This window comes from Paenibacillus sp. JNUCC-31 (assembly GCF_014844075.1).
Classification (GTDB): domain Bacteria; phylum Bacillota; class Bacilli; order Paenibacillales; family Paenibacillaceae; genus Paenibacillus.
The window spans coordinates 5,063,360-5,078,445 of record NZ_CP062165.1 but is presented as its reverse complement, the minus strand read 5'-3'; the positions used below and the strand labels follow the sequence as shown (position 1 = coordinate 5,078,445).

Annotated in this window: 15 protein-coding genes and 1 other annotated feature; of the genes, 4 read left to right on the top strand and 11 right to left on the bottom strand. The window is 49.7% G+C overall.

Annotation, left to right across the window (positions count from 1 at the left end; genetic code table 11):
• Nucleotides 1-57: 57 nt before the first annotated feature.
• The 4 genes from tatA to JNUCC31_RS21955 all read right to left on the bottom strand — a co-directional run bounded on the left by tatA (nucleotide 58) and on the right by JNUCC31_RS21955 (nucleotide 2,157).
• Nucleotides 58-306: a twin-arginine translocase TatA/TatE family subunit gene (tatA, locus tag JNUCC31_RS21970; RefSeq protein ID WP_192264744.1), complete on the bottom strand. Its 249-nt coding sequence runs from the start codon at nucleotides 304-306 to the stop codon at nucleotides 58-60.
• A 168-nt stretch (nucleotides 307-474) separates the two neighbouring features.
• Entirely contained in the window at nucleotides 475-960 is a 486-nt protein-coding gene (locus tag JNUCC31_RS21965) for a MogA/MoaB family molybdenum cofactor biosynthesis protein (protein WP_024630749.1), read from the bottom strand.
• Between the two features lie 39 nt (nucleotides 961-999).
• The gene (gene moaC, locus JNUCC31_RS21960; RefSeq protein ID WP_228469176.1) at nucleotides 1,000-1,503 is read right to left on the bottom strand and encodes a cyclic pyranopterin monophosphate synthase MoaC; all 504 of its coding nucleotides are present in this window, start codon (nucleotides 1,501-1,503) and stop codon (nucleotides 1,000-1,002) included.
• Nucleotides 1,504-1,518: 15 nt separating this feature from the next.
• Entirely contained in the window at nucleotides 1,519-2,157 is a 639-nt protein-coding gene (locus JNUCC31_RS21955) for a 5-formyltetrahydrofolate cyclo-ligase (protein ID WP_192264742.1), read from the bottom strand.
• 278 nt (nucleotides 2,158-2,435) lie between these two features.
• On the opposite strand from JNUCC31_RS21955, the gene JNUCC31_RS21950 reads away from it, so the two are divergent.
• Nucleotides 2,436-4,394 carry an ABC-F family ATP-binding cassette domain-containing protein gene (locus tag JNUCC31_RS21950; RefSeq protein WP_192264740.1) on the top strand — a complete coding sequence of 653 codons (1,959 nt, stop codon included), beginning with the start codon at nucleotides 2,436-2,438 and terminating at the stop codon, nucleotides 4,392-4,394.
• Nucleotides 4,395-4,947: 553 nt separating this feature from the next.
• On the opposite strand, the gene JNUCC31_RS21945 is transcribed toward JNUCC31_RS21950, so the two are convergent.
• The 7 genes from JNUCC31_RS21945 to JNUCC31_RS21915 form a co-directional block, all read right to left on the bottom strand.
• Nucleotides 4,948-6,504, bottom strand: coding sequence for a 2-isopropylmalate synthase (locus JNUCC31_RS21945; protein WP_192264737.1), 1,557 nt, complete (start codon nucleotides 6,502-6,504; stop codon nucleotides 4,948-4,950).
• A 300-nt stretch (nucleotides 6,505-6,804) separates the two neighbouring features.
• Nucleotides 6,805-7,152 (bottom strand) — a binding site (T-box leader).
• Between the two features lie 539 nt (nucleotides 7,153-7,691).
• On the bottom strand, nucleotides 7,692-8,747 hold the full coding sequence (gene tsaD / locus JNUCC31_RS21940) for a tRNA (adenosine(37)-N6)-threonylcarbamoyltransferase complex transferase subunit TsaD (RefSeq protein WP_192273236.1): 1,056 nt from the start codon (nucleotides 8,745-8,747) through the stop codon (nucleotides 7,692-7,694).
• Complete coding sequence (gene rimI / locus JNUCC31_RS21935) at nucleotides 8,744-9,265, bottom strand: ribosomal protein S18-alanine N-acetyltransferase (RefSeq protein WP_192264735.1); 522 nt, start codon at nucleotides 9,263-9,265, stop codon at nucleotides 8,744-8,746. The genes tsaD and rimI overlap by 4 nt, the downstream gene beginning before the upstream one ends.
• A gap of 238 nt (nucleotides 9,266-9,503) precedes the next feature.
• On the bottom strand, nucleotides 9,504-10,352 hold the full coding sequence (gene tsaB / locus JNUCC31_RS21930; RefSeq protein WP_192273234.1) for a tRNA (adenosine(37)-N6)-threonylcarbamoyltransferase complex dimerization subunit type 1 TsaB: 849 nt from the start codon (nucleotides 10,350-10,352) through the stop codon (nucleotides 9,504-9,506).
• Nucleotides 10,352-10,837 (bottom strand): tRNA (adenosine(37)-N6)-threonylcarbamoyltransferase complex ATPase subunit type 1 TsaE, encoded by a 486-nt coding sequence (tsaE, locus tag JNUCC31_RS21925; protein ID WP_192264733.1) that lies wholly within the window; start codon nucleotides 10,835-10,837, stop codon nucleotides 10,352-10,354. Before tsaE ends, tsaB begins: the two co-directional genes overlap by 1 nt.
• Nucleotides 10,838-11,030: 193 nt before the next feature.
• On the bottom strand, nucleotides 11,031-11,207 hold the full coding sequence (locus tag JNUCC31_RS21920) for an H-type small acid-soluble spore protein (protein ID WP_192273232.1): 177 nt from the start codon (nucleotides 11,205-11,207) through the stop codon (nucleotides 11,031-11,033).
• Between the two features lie 5 nt (nucleotides 11,208-11,212).
• Entirely contained in the window at nucleotides 11,213-11,509 is a 297-nt protein-coding gene (locus JNUCC31_RS21915) for a hypothetical protein (RefSeq protein WP_192273549.1), read from the bottom strand.
• Nucleotides 11,510-11,708: 199 nt separating this feature from the next.
• On the opposite strand from JNUCC31_RS21915, the gene ku reads away from it, so the two are divergent.
• The 3 genes from ku to JNUCC31_RS21900 all read left to right on the top strand — a co-directional run bounded on the left by ku (nucleotide 11,709) and on the right by JNUCC31_RS21900 (nucleotide 15,059).
• Nucleotides 11,709-12,620 carry a non-homologous end joining protein Ku gene (gene ku / locus JNUCC31_RS21910; protein WP_192264729.1) on the top strand — a complete coding sequence of 304 codons (912 nt, stop codon included), beginning with the start codon at nucleotides 11,709-11,711 and terminating at the stop codon, nucleotides 12,618-12,620.
• A gap of 274 nt (nucleotides 12,621-12,894) precedes the next feature.
• Nucleotides 12,895-13,767, top strand: a complete 873-nt coding sequence (locus tag JNUCC31_RS21905) for a VOC family protein (protein ID WP_192264727.1) — start codon at nucleotides 12,895-12,897, stop codon at nucleotides 13,765-13,767.
• Between the two features lie 194 nt (nucleotides 13,768-13,961).
• The gene (locus JNUCC31_RS21900; RefSeq protein WP_192264725.1) at nucleotides 13,962-15,059 is read left to right on the top strand and encodes a GerAB/ArcD/ProY family transporter; all 1,098 of its coding nucleotides are present in this window, start codon (nucleotides 13,962-13,964) and stop codon (nucleotides 15,057-15,059) included.
• Nucleotides 15,060-15,086: the final 27 nt, after the last annotated feature.

Genomic DNA, 15,086 nt, shown 5'->3' with positions numbered 1-15,086 from the left:
GCTTAAAATACAAAACCCTTCCGGCAGGAAGGGATTTCTCTTTCGTTGCCGTACAGATTATTCCGGCAGGCGCTTATCAGCAGGCTTGTCTGCAGCTGTGCTCTCCGATGCCAGCGGCTTCGCCTTTTCCTGCCCCTTGCGTTTGGAATCATCATCAGAGATAATGTCTCGTGCACCTTCCTTGAATTCACGGAAAGTTCGTCCGACTGCACGCCCCAGTTCAGGCAGCTTGTTCGGTCCAAACAATAGCAAAGCGACAATGACTAGCAATATGATCCCCGTTGGTCCAATACCACCAAATCCCATAGTTATCCTCCTCCTTGTCTCAACCCTACTAGAAGCTGCGAACCTGCACCCGCAACCTTGAACGATACAGCTACTGTACTTTTTAGAATTAAGCCCATCATACCATAGATGTAACCACTTACATAACCCGTAATATTCACAAAAAGACATGTAATTCCGGTATTGGTCCTACTGCTTGAATTGACCCGTAACCATCAGCAATGCTTCCGGAAGCTGGTCCATAATCGCCGCCAGATGTTCATGCACACCCTTCGGTGTACCTGGCAAATTGACAATCAATGTACGTCCACGAATGCCGCATACGCCACGGAATAGCATCGCAGAACGATTCTTGCCCATGACACTGTATCTCATGGCTTCAGCCATACCTGGAACTTCCCGTTCAATAACCCGCCGGGTCGCTTCCGGAGTAATATCACGAATCGCAAGCTCCGTACCGCCTGTAGTCAATACCAAATCAGCGTGAAAATAATCTGTCATCTCAATCAAAGCCGCAATAATCTCATCGGGTTCATCCGGAACGATGCGGTACTCCACGATTTCCCCACCCAGTTCTTCTTCCACAAGCTCCCGGATCACTTGGGCACTCGTATCCTCACGTTCTCCTCGGGCCCCTTTGTCGCTGGCTGTCAGGATTGCTGTTCTCCACACCATAAAGATCACCCTTCTCCTCTATGAAAAAATAAATAACCCTCATCGGCTAAAATCGCCGTTTTTGCCACCACTCTTCGAATTCAGCATGGTTGGACCGATAATCATATCTTTTTGCATGGCTTTGCACATGTCATAGATCGTCAGTGCCGCAGCCGAGGCCGCCGTCAGCGCCTCCATCTCGACACCTGTTTTCCCTTCGGTTTTGACCGTGGCTTCAATCTGTAATTCATCCACACCGTTGTCATGAAACCGGATATCCACACCCGTCAGCGCCAGCGGATGGCACATCGGAATCCAGTCGGATGTTTTCTTGGCGCCCTGAATGCCGGCGATTTGTGCCACAGCCAGAACGTCACCTTTACCGATACGCCCCGCTCGAATGGCTTCCAGCGTAGCCGGATTCATCGTCACCTTGGATACCGCCACAGCTGTGCGTACGGTGCTTTCCTTGCCTGAAATATCAACCATCCGGGCTCGTCCCTGTTCATTAAAATGGGTCAATTTCCCGCTGGAAGCCTGGTCATTACTCGCTTCTGAATTCAATTACATCACAACCTTTTATTCGATATGTACTATACCTTCGGTTGTCAACAACAGATCAAGCCGCAGATCGAGCGGGTCCATCGGAATTTCATCCTGCAGTTGTCCTGGCAATATGAATGAAGCCATCAATGGTCTTTTGCCGGTTGTTGCACATGTTGCTGCAAGTGTCTCGGCAAAGCGATCATAATAACCGCCCCCATAGCCAATGCGTCCACCATGAAGGTCATATCCCAGCCCGGGTACTACGACAAGATCAATATCCGGCCAGCATTCAGATTGCAGCACTTCACAGGAATCCTTGGGTTCAGGTATACCCCATATTCCCGGCTCAATATCCTGCTCCCCGTTCACTCGCCGTAATTCCATACGAGCCGGATTGGCCAGCACTTTCGGAGCGAGCATCAGATCTCCATGCTTCCAGCCCTCTTCAAACAAAAAGGCCGTCGATGCTTCGCTTCCATAAGACAAATAGCTGAATAGAACGAGAGGTTTGTTCTCCAGCTTCCATTTGTCTCGCCTAAGGCGCCCCAGCTCCCGCTTCGTCACCACCTGAATCTCAGTCATCACCTGTTGACGCATGCTTCCATCCATCAGATCACGGCTTTGCCTGAGCTTGGAACGAAGGCGGCTTTTCTGTCCCGTACGATCCTGCATGTCCTTGGATAACCTCCTGTTGATCGGGAAGGTAAACTAGCTCTCATTGAAAAACAATTTATATGTTATGCACCAGTTGTCATCTTGTTGGAATGGCCAAATGATTCATTTTCTGCAAAATCCTCATGTAATAACATGCCTTCTTTCAGTTTATCATTGATTGACCAAAAAGACTACACGCCCCAGGCACTCTCAATCGGTGCATTTGCTCTGTATTTCATGTAAACTGAGATGTAGTTGTCAAATCACGAACTGGACCTATGGAGGAACTTAATTTTATGCTGCTGCAAGTATCCGGAATTATCAAACGTTTTGGTGTCGATCCGATCCTGGACGGCGTGAACTTACAAATATTAGAACGCGAGCGCATCGGCCTCGTCGGTGTTAACGGCGCAGGGAAATCCACGTTGCTCAAAATTGTGGCAGGGGAAATGTCCTACGATGGCGGGCAGATTTTCAAATCCAAGGAAACGACACTCGGTTACCTTGCCCAGAACAGCGGACTGCAATCGGACCGCTCCATATGGGATGAAATGATGAATGTATTCGCTCATCTGACCCAGGCTGAAGCAGATTTGCGTCAGATGGAACAGGATATTGCTGACCCTGCCCAGATGGAAGACGAGAAAAAATATGCAGATCTGCTTGAGCGTTATGCCAAACGCTCGGACTGGTTCAAGGATCATGGCGGTTATGAGATGGAAACCCGCATTCGCAGCGTGCTGCACGGGATGGGATTCGGGGAATTCTCACCGGATACCCGGATTGCCACACTGAGCGGAGGTCAAAAGACCCGCCTTGCGCTCGCTCGAATTTTGCTCCAGGCCCCTGACCTGCTCATGCTGGACGAGCCTACCAACTATCTCGATATCGCCACCTTAACGTGGCTTGAGGATTATCTGAGAGGTTATTCTGGCGCACTGCTCGTTGTATCCCATGACCGGTATTTTCTTGATCGGCTTGTTACAACCATCGTGGAGATTGAACGGCATCGCTCGAAAAAATATACGGGCAATTACAGTCGGTACATGGAGCTTAAAGCTGCCGAGTATGAAAGCCAGATGAAGCAATATGAGAAACAGCAGGATGAAATCTCCAAGATGGAGGAATTTGTTCAGAAGAATATCGTCCGTGCTTCAACGACCAAACGGGCACAGAGCCGCCGCAAGGCGCTCGATAAGATGGAACGGCTGGACAAACCTATGGGAGATCTGAAGAAAGCCCACTTCTCTTTTGAAACGGCTGTCATGTCCGGCAAGGAAGTGCTCCGTGTGGAACAGCTATCCGTGGCTTACGATGAGGCCTCGCCGCTGTTCCGCAATGTATCTTTTGATCTTAGACGCGGGGAAACGGTTGCTTTGATCGGTCCGAACGGTATTGGCAAATCCACCTTGCTGAAATGCCTCACCGGAAGTTTGCGTCCTGTAAGCGGTGAGATCCAATGGGGTACCAAGGTGCAGATTGGCTATTATGATCAGGAACAGACGGGACTTAATCCTTCCAATACCGTGTTGGAAGAGCTGTGGGGTGCATATCCAGGCATGGAGGAAGCGCGGATTCGTACGGTGCTTGGCAACTTCCTGTTCAGTGGAGATGATGTACTCAAAAAAATCTCCTCGCTCAGCGGTGGAGAAAAAGCTCGTGTGTCTCTCTCCAAGCTCATGCTCATGGAAGCCAACATGCTCATTCTGGATGAACCTACGAACCATCTTGATCTGTTCGCCAAAGAAGTGCTTGAAGCCGCACTGATGGACTATGAAGGCACATTGCTGTTCATCTCCCATGACCGGTATTTCCTTAACAAAATGGCTGAGCGTATTGTTGAGCTTCATCCAGGTGGAACAGAACACTACCTCGGCAACTATGATGATTATGTAGAGAAGAAACAGGAGCTTGAGGACATTGCACGCGAAGCTGCTGAAGCACGCCTTGCCTCCTCCAAAAACTCTGCGAAATCGGATCCAGGCCTGTCTGCAACCGAAAAATCCGGAGCCGCTTCATTCGAAGCTGACAAGCAGGCCAAGCGGGAAGAACGAAACCGCCAGCGCAAGCAGGAAGCTCTGGAACAACAGATTGCGGAGCTGGAAACGGAGATTACGGAGCTTGAGGCACAGATGGCCCTGCCTGAAATATATCAGGATTACATGAAGCTGCAAGAGCTACAGGAACAAGCGGAGAGTCACAAGCTTCAACTTGCCAAGGCTTATGAAGAGTGGGAAGAATTAGCTTTGGAATAAGCTGGCCCTTTCAGTCCATTTCCCTGCTGTCCTGCTGCGTGGAACAAATAGCAAACAAAAAGCTGATTCCTTGACGGAATCAGCTTTTTTGTTAATTATAACTATAGGGTTTTGACAAGAGGGTTTTCATATTTGTCAAATTCACTCGAACTACGGGACATATTTTTCTGTTGATTACCCTCCATCTTATCCACAAGAAAGCAATATAGCAATCAACTTAATTTAGTTAATTATACGGCGGTAGAATAGCTTTTTCTGCACAAAAACCATATTTATCCACCAAGTTATCCACGTTATCCACATCTTTGTGGATATAAAGGGGGATCTCTATCCCCTAAAACCTTTATTTCCGAAAACATTACTGGTTTGGGTTTGACAGAGTTACCCACAAATTATCCTGAATATGTGGATAACTATAATCACATCTTGACAAATCGCCCCCCCTCTTCGTATGTGATCTCCTATAAAAGGACAAAAGCAGACCTCTTTCATTCAAGGCCTGCTTTGCTCTTCTTTGTTAGCATCAAAAATTCTCTAAAAGGCTAATTGCTATTTATGCGTGCACAGGCTCATCACTCTCAGAAGATTCTGCCTTCAATCCAGCAGCATTACAAGCGGCTACATACGCCAGACCAGCAGCCATGACGATATCATTGTGCGTAGCGGTTCCTCTGAATTCACGTCCTGCCCGTTCCACGGTTACCGCAGCTTCTGCACTCGCAGCCTCTCCTCCGCTCAAGGCGTGCATCTCCATATCCACAAACGTAATATCATCTGAAATACTCTGCCCAATCGCACGGATGGTTGCATCTACCGGACCACCGCCAACGGCAGAGTAGGATTGCTCTCCTGCGCTGGTTCGAATGCGAACGGCTGCCATTCGATCGGTCATGCTGCCTGCTGTTACCTGCAATTCAACCAGCTCATAATCTTGAGCAGGAATATTCATGGTCTGGCTAACCATCTGCAATAACTGATCATCACTAACCACTTTCTGTTGGTCGGCTGTTTCTTTAAATACCTCATACAGTTGTTCCATTTGCTGCTCATCCGGTTCAAAACCATATTTACGAACCCGGTCTTTCAAAGCGTGACGACCGGAGTGTTTGCCCAGAATAATCATGCTGCGCGGAATACCCAGCGCTTCCGGGTCCATAATTTCATACGTATTCCTGTTCTTGAGCAGACCATCCTGATGAATACCGGACTCATGCTGGAAGGCATTTCGTCCTACCACCGGTTTGTTGTAGGCAATCGGGAAATGCATTGCACGGCTAATCTGACGCGATGTCTCATACATCTGGTTCAGTTTGATGTTCGTGGTTGCACCAATAGCGTCTCCACGTGTCTCCAAAGCCATAATCAGCTCTTCCAATGCACAGTTGCCCGTCCGTTCTCCTACACCGTTAATGGTTACTTCAATCTGGGAAGCACCGTTCGCAATCGCAGCCAGACTGTTAGCAACGGCAAGCCCCAAGTCATTATGACAGTGTGCGCTGTAACGAACCTTGTCTCCACCTCTTGCACCTTCACGTACCCGGCGGAACATCTCTCCATATTCATGCGGCAGCGCGTACCCGACCGTATCCGGCAAATTGATAACACTCGCTCCTGCTTCAATGGCCACTTCAACCATTTCAATCAGATCATCCATCTTCGTACGAGCCGCATCCATGGCGGTGAATTCCACAATATCTGTGAACTGACGCGCATAAGATACCATCTCCCGAGCGGTAGCCACGACTTCGCTGCGCGGACGGCGCAGCTGATGCTCAATATGGATATCCGAAGAGGAGATAAACAGGTGAATTCGGCGGCGTGCTGCGTCAGCCGTTGCTCGAACAGCTGCATCAATATCCCCCTTGACCGCACGCGCGAAACCGCAAATCTCAACGTTTTGCAGTTGTCTGGAAATCGCCTGAACCGCCGCAAACTCACCCGGACTTGAGATCGGGAATCCAGGCTCGATGACGTCAATGCCCAGAGAAGCCAATTGGTGTGCCAGTTCAATTTTTTGCTCAGGCTGCAAACTTGCTCCCGGTGCCTGTTCTCCATCACGCAGTGTTGTATCAAAAATCTCGATCATGCGTTTATTATTGTTCGTTGTCATATCCTTCAACCTCCATCAAATTTATAAAATGTTCATTGCGTTGGAACCAGGCCAGAACCTTGCTGTTCACATGACATGTTTTCGTATGTTTTTGTTCATCGTTGTGTTTGATCGAATATCCAGGCTCGCTACGTTAACCGCTCACAACTCGGACATTACTCTAGTCCTTATTCATGAACTTATTTCGGACATACAAGAGTGTACGTCGACTTACACTCTCTCAGTTCTTCTCATGCAGATTATTCATGCCTATCACCCACCCTGCTGCCGGCAGCAAACACAAATAACCCGCCATCTCATCTAAGAGACGGCGGGTTATTATCCCTCCGCGGTACCACTCTTGCTTGATGATCCAGGCTTGCGCCAGAGACCATCCACCTCGTCGTCTCCAGCCATAAGCATTGCTGCTGCGTACAACCGCACCTACAACACTTCTCCAGCTGGAGAAACACCCTGTAACGGAGGTTAGCCGTTACTGTGTAACGCATGACCCTTTCGTCCGCAAGGACAAATGGACGAAACATCGTCCCTCATGCTTCCACAGCTCTGTTCCCGGGCGAGATTCAAATGATATCAGCCACTGCGTCGCACCACCCCGCAGCTCTCTGAGCGCTTTGTCATTTTACTGCTCCCGTTCATTACATTTATCGTATATAACAACTGACCCATAACCAATACAACAGCGGATTGATAACCAATACTATTTTGAAAATCAAAAAAGCCTGCCATCTCCTGCAATATTGCAAGAGACGACAGGCTGTTCACCTTCGCGGTACCACTCTTGTTGACTTTCGTTTCCTTTGAGCTGATCCTGTATGCGTCCATACCGTTATCATCGCCCCAAGTGACAAAAGCCCCCTCAGTTATCGTTGATTTCCTACCGATATGTCATCCGTATTCCATCAACAACGGCCCATTCACGGAGGCAACCCGTAACCATGTACTTTGGGCCATCATCGGCCTTCGGCTTCTCCCGGGGAGTTACCGTGTTCCATCGTTCCGCTTCCAGGTGAGTTTCAGGTTTCCTTCGACTGCGTTGCACCACCCCGCAGCTCTCTAAGACCGGGAATTACCCTACTGTTCCTGTTCATCGCGTTTACAATCAGGAATCTGAATTCCTGTTTAAATTTGTAACTAATATACATTCTTCACATCTGGCTGTCAAGTCTTAATGTGTATGAATCATTCTATAGCGATTGAACAGACCATGCCTCAAGTGAAAGTCCAGGATCTGCTTTGGCATCGAATTCCGAGATTTCTCCCCGCTGCCATTTCAAGTACGCCGCAGCTCCAATCATCGCAGCATTGTCGGTACAATACTCCATCGGCGGGATCAGCAATTCAAGCCCTTCCTTCGCACAACGCTCCTGCAAAGCTGAACGCAAACCCCGATTTGCTGCAACGCCACCGCATAACAACAATTGACGCGATCCATACTCATGAACAGCCCGCACTGCCTTCTCTACCAGCACTTCGACGACCGCTTCCTGGAAGCCCCGCGCCACAGCAGATGGTTCAAGCGTTTCTCCGCGCATTTTGGCTTGATTCAGAACATTCAGTACAGCCGACTTCAGACCGCTAAGACTGAAATCATACGAATCTGCTTCAAGCCAGACACGCGGCAAAGGTACCGCCTGCTCTGCTTCAGCAGCCATCCGGTCCACATGCGGTCCTCCCGGGTAGGGACAGCCCAGGGCCCGTGCCACTTTGTCGTAAGCCTCGCCTACCGCATCGTCACGCGTACGACCGATCAGTTTGAACTTGCCTTCGGATTCCATATGCACAAGCTCGGTATGACCACCCGAAACCACCAATGCCATCGCTGGATATTGCAGCTCCTGGGTAAGTCTGTTGGCATAGATATGTCCTGCAATATGATGTGTGCCAATGAGCGGCTTGCCAAGAGCCATAGCCATGGTTTTGGCCGCTACAATGCCGACCAGCAATGCACCTACCAGTCCAGGCCCTTGCGTGACGGCAATCGCACTCAGATCACGCGGACGGATGCCGGATTGTTCAATAGCCTGTTCCAGCATCAATGTAATGACTTCAACGTGTTTGCGCGAAGCCACTTCAGGCACTACTCCGCCAAATGCCTTATGCGTCTCAATCTGGCTGGAGATCAGATTGGACAGCACTTCCCGTCCATCCTTGACTACCGCTACGGACGTTTCATCACAGCTTGTCTCCACAGCCAATATATAAGATGGTGCTGAACTTATCTTTTCATTGAAATCCTTCATGAATCCGTTACGCTTCCTTCCTCTTCGCCGCTCCGGCTCGCAGGCGGCAAATTCGCCCACATAATCATCGCATCCTCCCCATTGTCGGAGTAGTATCCTTTGCGAAGACCTGCCGATTCAAACCCTTTTTTCTGATACAAGCTCTGGGCAATTCGATTCGAAACCCGGACTTCCAGCGTCATTCGTTCCATCCCGAGATAAGCCGCCGTTCTCATCAATTCGTCCAACAGCTTCTCGCCGAGCTTGCGCCCACGATAAGCTTCCCTGACTGCAATATTGGTAATGTGGGCTTCATCCATGATCGTCCACATGCCAGCATAGCCAATTGCTGTTCCTTCCAGTTCCATGACCATATATTTAGCAAAATGATTGTGTGTCAATTCATTCTGAAACGCTTCTTCCGTCCAGGGCAGGGTGAAGGCCTCATGTTCAATAATCATTACATCGGGAATATCATCCAGAGTCATGAATCTGAACTGAAGGGCTGCTTCCTGCCCGTCATTCTCCACGTTGTCCATCCGCTTCCCCTCCCTTTTAGTGCGTGTTCAAAAAGACCGGTTCTCAGTACCGAGAAGATGGGATGAAGCTAGAAATGGAGTAGCGGAGCGTAGGGAAAACTACGTGAGCAACTACAATGTTTCCGAAGGAAACATTCTTCGCAAGCATCCGCCTACTTCGGCTGAATTCCATATTCGATGCTGATGATGCCACTAGGCATCCTTCGTAATCAAAAGCGGACTTTTTGAACAACCTCTGTTAGCCTTTGCGCAGCAGATTGGCTTCCGCTTCAGCCAGCTGGGTGTAGTTGGGCACAAGCGCATGCACGTCATCCCGCTGACCTGCAAGCAGCGCCTCGGCGCCGAGGCGCCCAACCCAGCGGCCCTCCAGCTCATAGGGTACGAGCTGGAGCGCCGTTCCTGCGGGGCAGCGAAGCTCAGCCGCTGCCGCCGCATGCGGGCCCGTCTCGCCGACAATCCAGACGGCAGCGGGCCGCTCTTCCGGCGCCGCCTCCGCCATGCGGACGGCGAGGGCTTCCAGCCATCCGTCCACCAGACGGATGGCATCTGGGGCCAGCCGCCGGGGCGCAGCGCTCCCGGCGGAGGCAAACAGCGCGGTATAGGCCTGACCGCGCCGCGCATCCACAAGCGGAACGATCCAGTGGACAGGGGCGGCACCCGTGCCGCCCTGGTCCGCGGATGGCGTTCCGCCAGCCCCGGCTGCGGCATCCTCTGCCGCAGCTTCGGCCTTGGCGGCAAGGCCGCTGTGCCAGCCGCCCCAGGCCAGAGCCTGAAGGCTGGACACCCCGGCAACGGGGATGTCCCACGCCCAGGCCAGCGTCTTCGCCGCGGTCACCGCAATGCGGATGCCCGTGTACGATCCCGGGCCAATGCCGACAGCAATGCCGTCCAGCTGTCCCGGCTGCGTGCTGCTGGCTTCCAGCAGCTGCTCCATTACAGGCACAACGTGCACCGAGTGATTGCGTTCTGCCCGTTCATTGCGTTCCTCCAGAAGAGCGTGATCTTCCATTACCGCGGCTGCCATCACCGCAGTCGAGGTATCCAACGCCAAAAACCGCTGACGCGGCTTTTTTTGTAAATCTTCCATCATCTTATGACTCCATTCTGTCTGAACTGTCGGCATATAGCAGCGTAAGTCTCGCCATACCCATCCAGTGTAATCGTTCGATCCTCCGGGCCTGTCGTCTCCATCTGCACATGCAAATGTTCTTGCGGGAGCAATTCGGGAATGATACTCGACCACTCCACCAGGCTGACTCCGGCTCCATAGAAATACTCATCCAGCCCAAGCTCGTCTGCTTCTTCCAGTGAAATGCGATAGACATCCATGTGATACAAGGGCAGACGCCCTTCGTATTCCTTGATCAGGGTAAACGTGGGACTGTTGACCACATCACGTACACCCAAATGCCAGGCAAACTTCTGTGAAAATGCCGTTTTGCCCGCACCCAGATCACCGTCCAATGCAATCACCATGCCGGCGGTTGCCTGTTCAGCAAGTGCGGACGCAAGTACTTCTGTATCTGCAATGCCATGGGAGTAATACACCCACTGCTCATGCGTCTGATTCAATATACGCCCCACCTTTGGCGGTCAAGCCGCCTGAGTTCACTTTGAACTTTATTATATCGGTCCCTTTCTTCCCCCGCAACATGGAAGGATCGGAAGCAGATTGGAAGCTGATCTCGCGTCACAGGAACGACAAATAACCGGCACCCTGCGGCACCGGCTATGCTTGAACATCTTTAAGCCTCTTATGTTGCTCTTATTCTTCCAAACGGTCTACACGTACTGTCTGGGTATTCCCCGGTCTGCTACCCACCTGCACCGTTGCCATACCGTTCGCTTCATCCACATTTTCAATCCAGACGGGATCTCCTTCCAGCGTAACTGCAATCGTATCCTTGGAATCAAAAATGGCTTTTGCGCGTTTCACATCCATCATCTTTATTCATACTCCCCTTCCGGATCATCATGAGATTCACGAACCATACTATCTGTTGTACTATCACCAATATAACCGTTATCTTCCGTAACTTGCCCCCCGCCCAGTCCCTCATTCACCATGCGGTCAATGTCCAACATGAACGACTCCCGGTCAAGCGGCTGCTCTTCTGAGGTGATGGCCTCCCAGTTGACCGCTGTTGCCGGCGTATGAAAATCCTCAGACTCTTCCGAGTCGGCACGGGGATATGGGGAGAACGTGTGGGCATGAGCTTCGGCTTCATCTCGTTTGTTCTTCAAAGGTTCACCTCCTGACGTGGTACATACTAGTTGCAGCATCATCCCTCTTAATGGTTAGCATTTCACATGCAGACCCAGGGATGTTTCTGTTATCATCCCCCAGTCTGTCTGAACCATACAGTTCCTTGGAAATACGGTTATCCCGTTCGTCAGATGCCTATACTATTGAAAAAAAGGTTCACGGAAAGGAGCCGCCCTCATGCATACGGTCTGGAAAGGTGCTATCAGCTTTGGTCTGGTTCATGTGCCTGTCAAAATGTTCTCTGCTACCGAAGACAAAGATATCTCCATGCGTTATATTCACAAAGTCTGCGGCAGCCCACTCGCTTATGTACGCAAATGTCCTTCCTGCGAGGTTGAGGTTCAATGGGAAGAAATCACCAAAGGATATGAGTATGAAAAAGGCAAATTCGTCTTGTTTGAGAAAGATGAGCTCGAGGCTTTAAATGATTCCAGCAGTAAAACCATTACCATTCTGGATTTTGTGGATTTAACCGAGATTGATCCGATCTATTTTCAAAAAACATACTATCTCTCCCCCGATCAAGCGGGAGGTAACGCCTACCAATTATTAATGACAGCCATGCGAGATACCGGCAAGATCGGCATCGCCAAAATATCCATTCGTTCCAAGAGCAGTCTGGCTGCGATCCGTGTACTGGAAGGCTGCATCTCCATGGAAACCATTTTCTATCCCGACGAGATTCGTCCCGTCTCTCAGGTTCCCAACTTGCCTGAGGTTCTGAACGTGAACGAAAAGGAATTGACGATGGCAAAACTGTTGATTGACCAGTTATCGACCCCTTTCGAACCTGGTAAATATACAGACGACTACCGTGCCAAACTGCTGGATCTGATCAATCACAAAGTGGCAGGTGAAGAGATCAAAATTGCACCGGCCAAACCGGAAGCCAATGTTATGGATCTAATGGCTGCGCTGCAAGCAAGTATCGAAGCAGTGAAGCCCATTCCTGCCGATCCTGGAACTACCACTGCCAAACCCAAGAAACGTGCTCCGAAAAAAACGGCCGAACAGGCAACCGCTGTGGGTGACACTGAAGCTCCTGCTCCTGTCAAAAAAAGGAGAGCTGCTCCCAAGCCCAAAGTGTAAGTTATCGAAGCTGCCGAGCCATAAAGAGATTCGCTTTTTCTCCATATCCAACATTGGAGATCAGATCCGGCCATGATGCCGGATTTTGTTTTGCATGGAAAATTCGATTGACGAAAGTTGGTTTATATTTTATATTAACTTATGAAAAGTAACTCATTTATAAATATACAGTTCCCTTTACTTTGATATGAATCTATTCCGCATAATAGCTCTATTTCATGACCTATGAGAGAACCAGCCCATACCAATAAACTCTTTTCAGGAGGAAACCATTATGACTTCTACTTATCAAATTCCTGCTACAACCCATCTGGGTGAAGTAAGCCTGCGAATCAGCAATCTGGAGCGATCCATTCAATTTTATACTACGATTGTCGGACTGAAGGTGCTTGAACGCAGCGAAAAAGTCGCTACAATGACAGCCGATGGAGTGCATTCTCTCCTGCGGCTTGAGCAGTTAACGGATGCAGTGACGATGCCTGTTCGCTCCACTTCTGGCCTGTATCACTTTGCCATCCTGCTGCCTGACCGCAAGTCATTGGGCCTTGCCCTCCGTAATCTCGCTGAATCCGGTATCGAAATTGGCCAAGGAGATCATCTGGTCAGTGAGGCGTTCTATATTTCCGATCCGGACCAGAACGGAATTGAAATCTATGCGGACCGTGCACGGGACACCTGGAAGCGCGATCCAGATAATAACTACATTATGTCGAGTGATCCCGTAGATGTGGAAAGTCTGTTTGCTCTAGCCGCGAACGAGCCATGGCAGGGCCTGCCTGCCGGAACGGTCATCGGCCATGTTCATTTCCATGTACGCAGTCTGGAAGAGTCACGTCGTTTCTATACAGGTGCGCTTGGTTTCGATATCGTGGGCAACTTCGCCAACATGTCTGCCCTGTTTGTTTCTGCAGGCGGTTATCACCATCACATCGGGCTGAACATCTGGGCTGGTAACGGCGCACCTGTGAATCCGGACAATGCTACAGGGATTGACTACTTTACCATCATCTACTCGGGACATGAGCAATTAGAGCAGGCTGTAGAGCAACTGCGCCAATCAGGTGCAACTCTAGAACAACAAGGTGACAGCTGGTTTACTGTAGATCCGCAAAATATCCGTATTCTCCTTACTACAACGACCCTTTAAGGTGAATTCCAAGTCCCCCCGAAGCTTATGAAGCGAATCAAGTCCTCCACATACCTAATCTGGCCCAGATCCTGTCCTCTCCATGTACCATTGGAGCAAAAAGTCGTCTGGGCTTTTGCATGCTTATTTATAAAACTGGAGAAATTGGTGCATCCTAACCAAATACCCAGATAGACATGCAAAGGAGAACCCATATGATTGAAAAGGGGCGTTTAACGGTCCGACAACTGGCTTCACTGATGTTCTTATGCACCATCGGTGAGCAGATTATCGTCTTCCCCTCGATGATCACCTCATATGCACATCAGGATGCATGGTTGTCCGCTTTATTGGGTGTTGCTGGAGGAACCGGGGTAATCTCCATTATGCTTATTACATACAAGCTGCAGCCACGGATGAATCTGATTCAACATGTTTTGCAAACGCTGGGGCCCTGGATCGGTGCTTTCTTCAGCTGTTTTTATTTATTCTATTTCCTGATAAGTACCTCTGCGTTTATAAGAGAAATCGGTGATTTCATGACGACCCAGATCCTGCCTGAATCACCGCTCATGATTGTGAATCTGCTCTTTCTTTGCAGTCTTGTCTGGGGACTCTTCTCCGGTCTGGAACCCATAGGCAGGAGTGCCGAGGTGTTCCTCCCCGTAATCGTGCTGTTTCTGCTTATATTGACGGTCTGTCTGTTCCCGCATTCACATGTGAATAATATCAAGCCAGTCCTTGCAGAAGGACTCCTTAATCCCTTCAAAGGCTTTGTCGCTGTGCTTACCTATCCGTATTGTCAATTATGTATCTTTCTTATGCTTTTTCCTTACGTCAAAAAAGAACCTCATTGGGAAAGAGATATCCTCCTGGTCACCATTATAGGCGGACTGATGCTTACTCTGACTCTCACCATCTGTCTTCTGGTCATGGGACCATTCATGACAGAGCACCACTGGTTCGCAGCATTTAATCTGTCGCTGAAGATCAATATCGGCAACTTTTTGCAGCGAATCGAAGCCTTTATGGCGTCCGTCTGGATTATTGCCGTCTTTTTCAAGAGTGTTCTGTTCTTTTACAGCTTTATACTCGGAACCACGTATCTTTTCCGGTTATCCAGTTATCGTCCACTCATTTTGCCTGGTGCCCTGTTGATTCTGGCCCTGTCCATTCTTATCGCTCCCAATGAAAATTTCTATCTCAAGGAGGTTATATCCTATTGGATAGATTGGGATCTGACATGTGGTATCGGAATCCCCTTGCTGCTCATGACAATACATAAATTGAAGGCCCACTTGCGAAAGAGTTAGCTTGCACAATTCCACCTGAAGGATCAT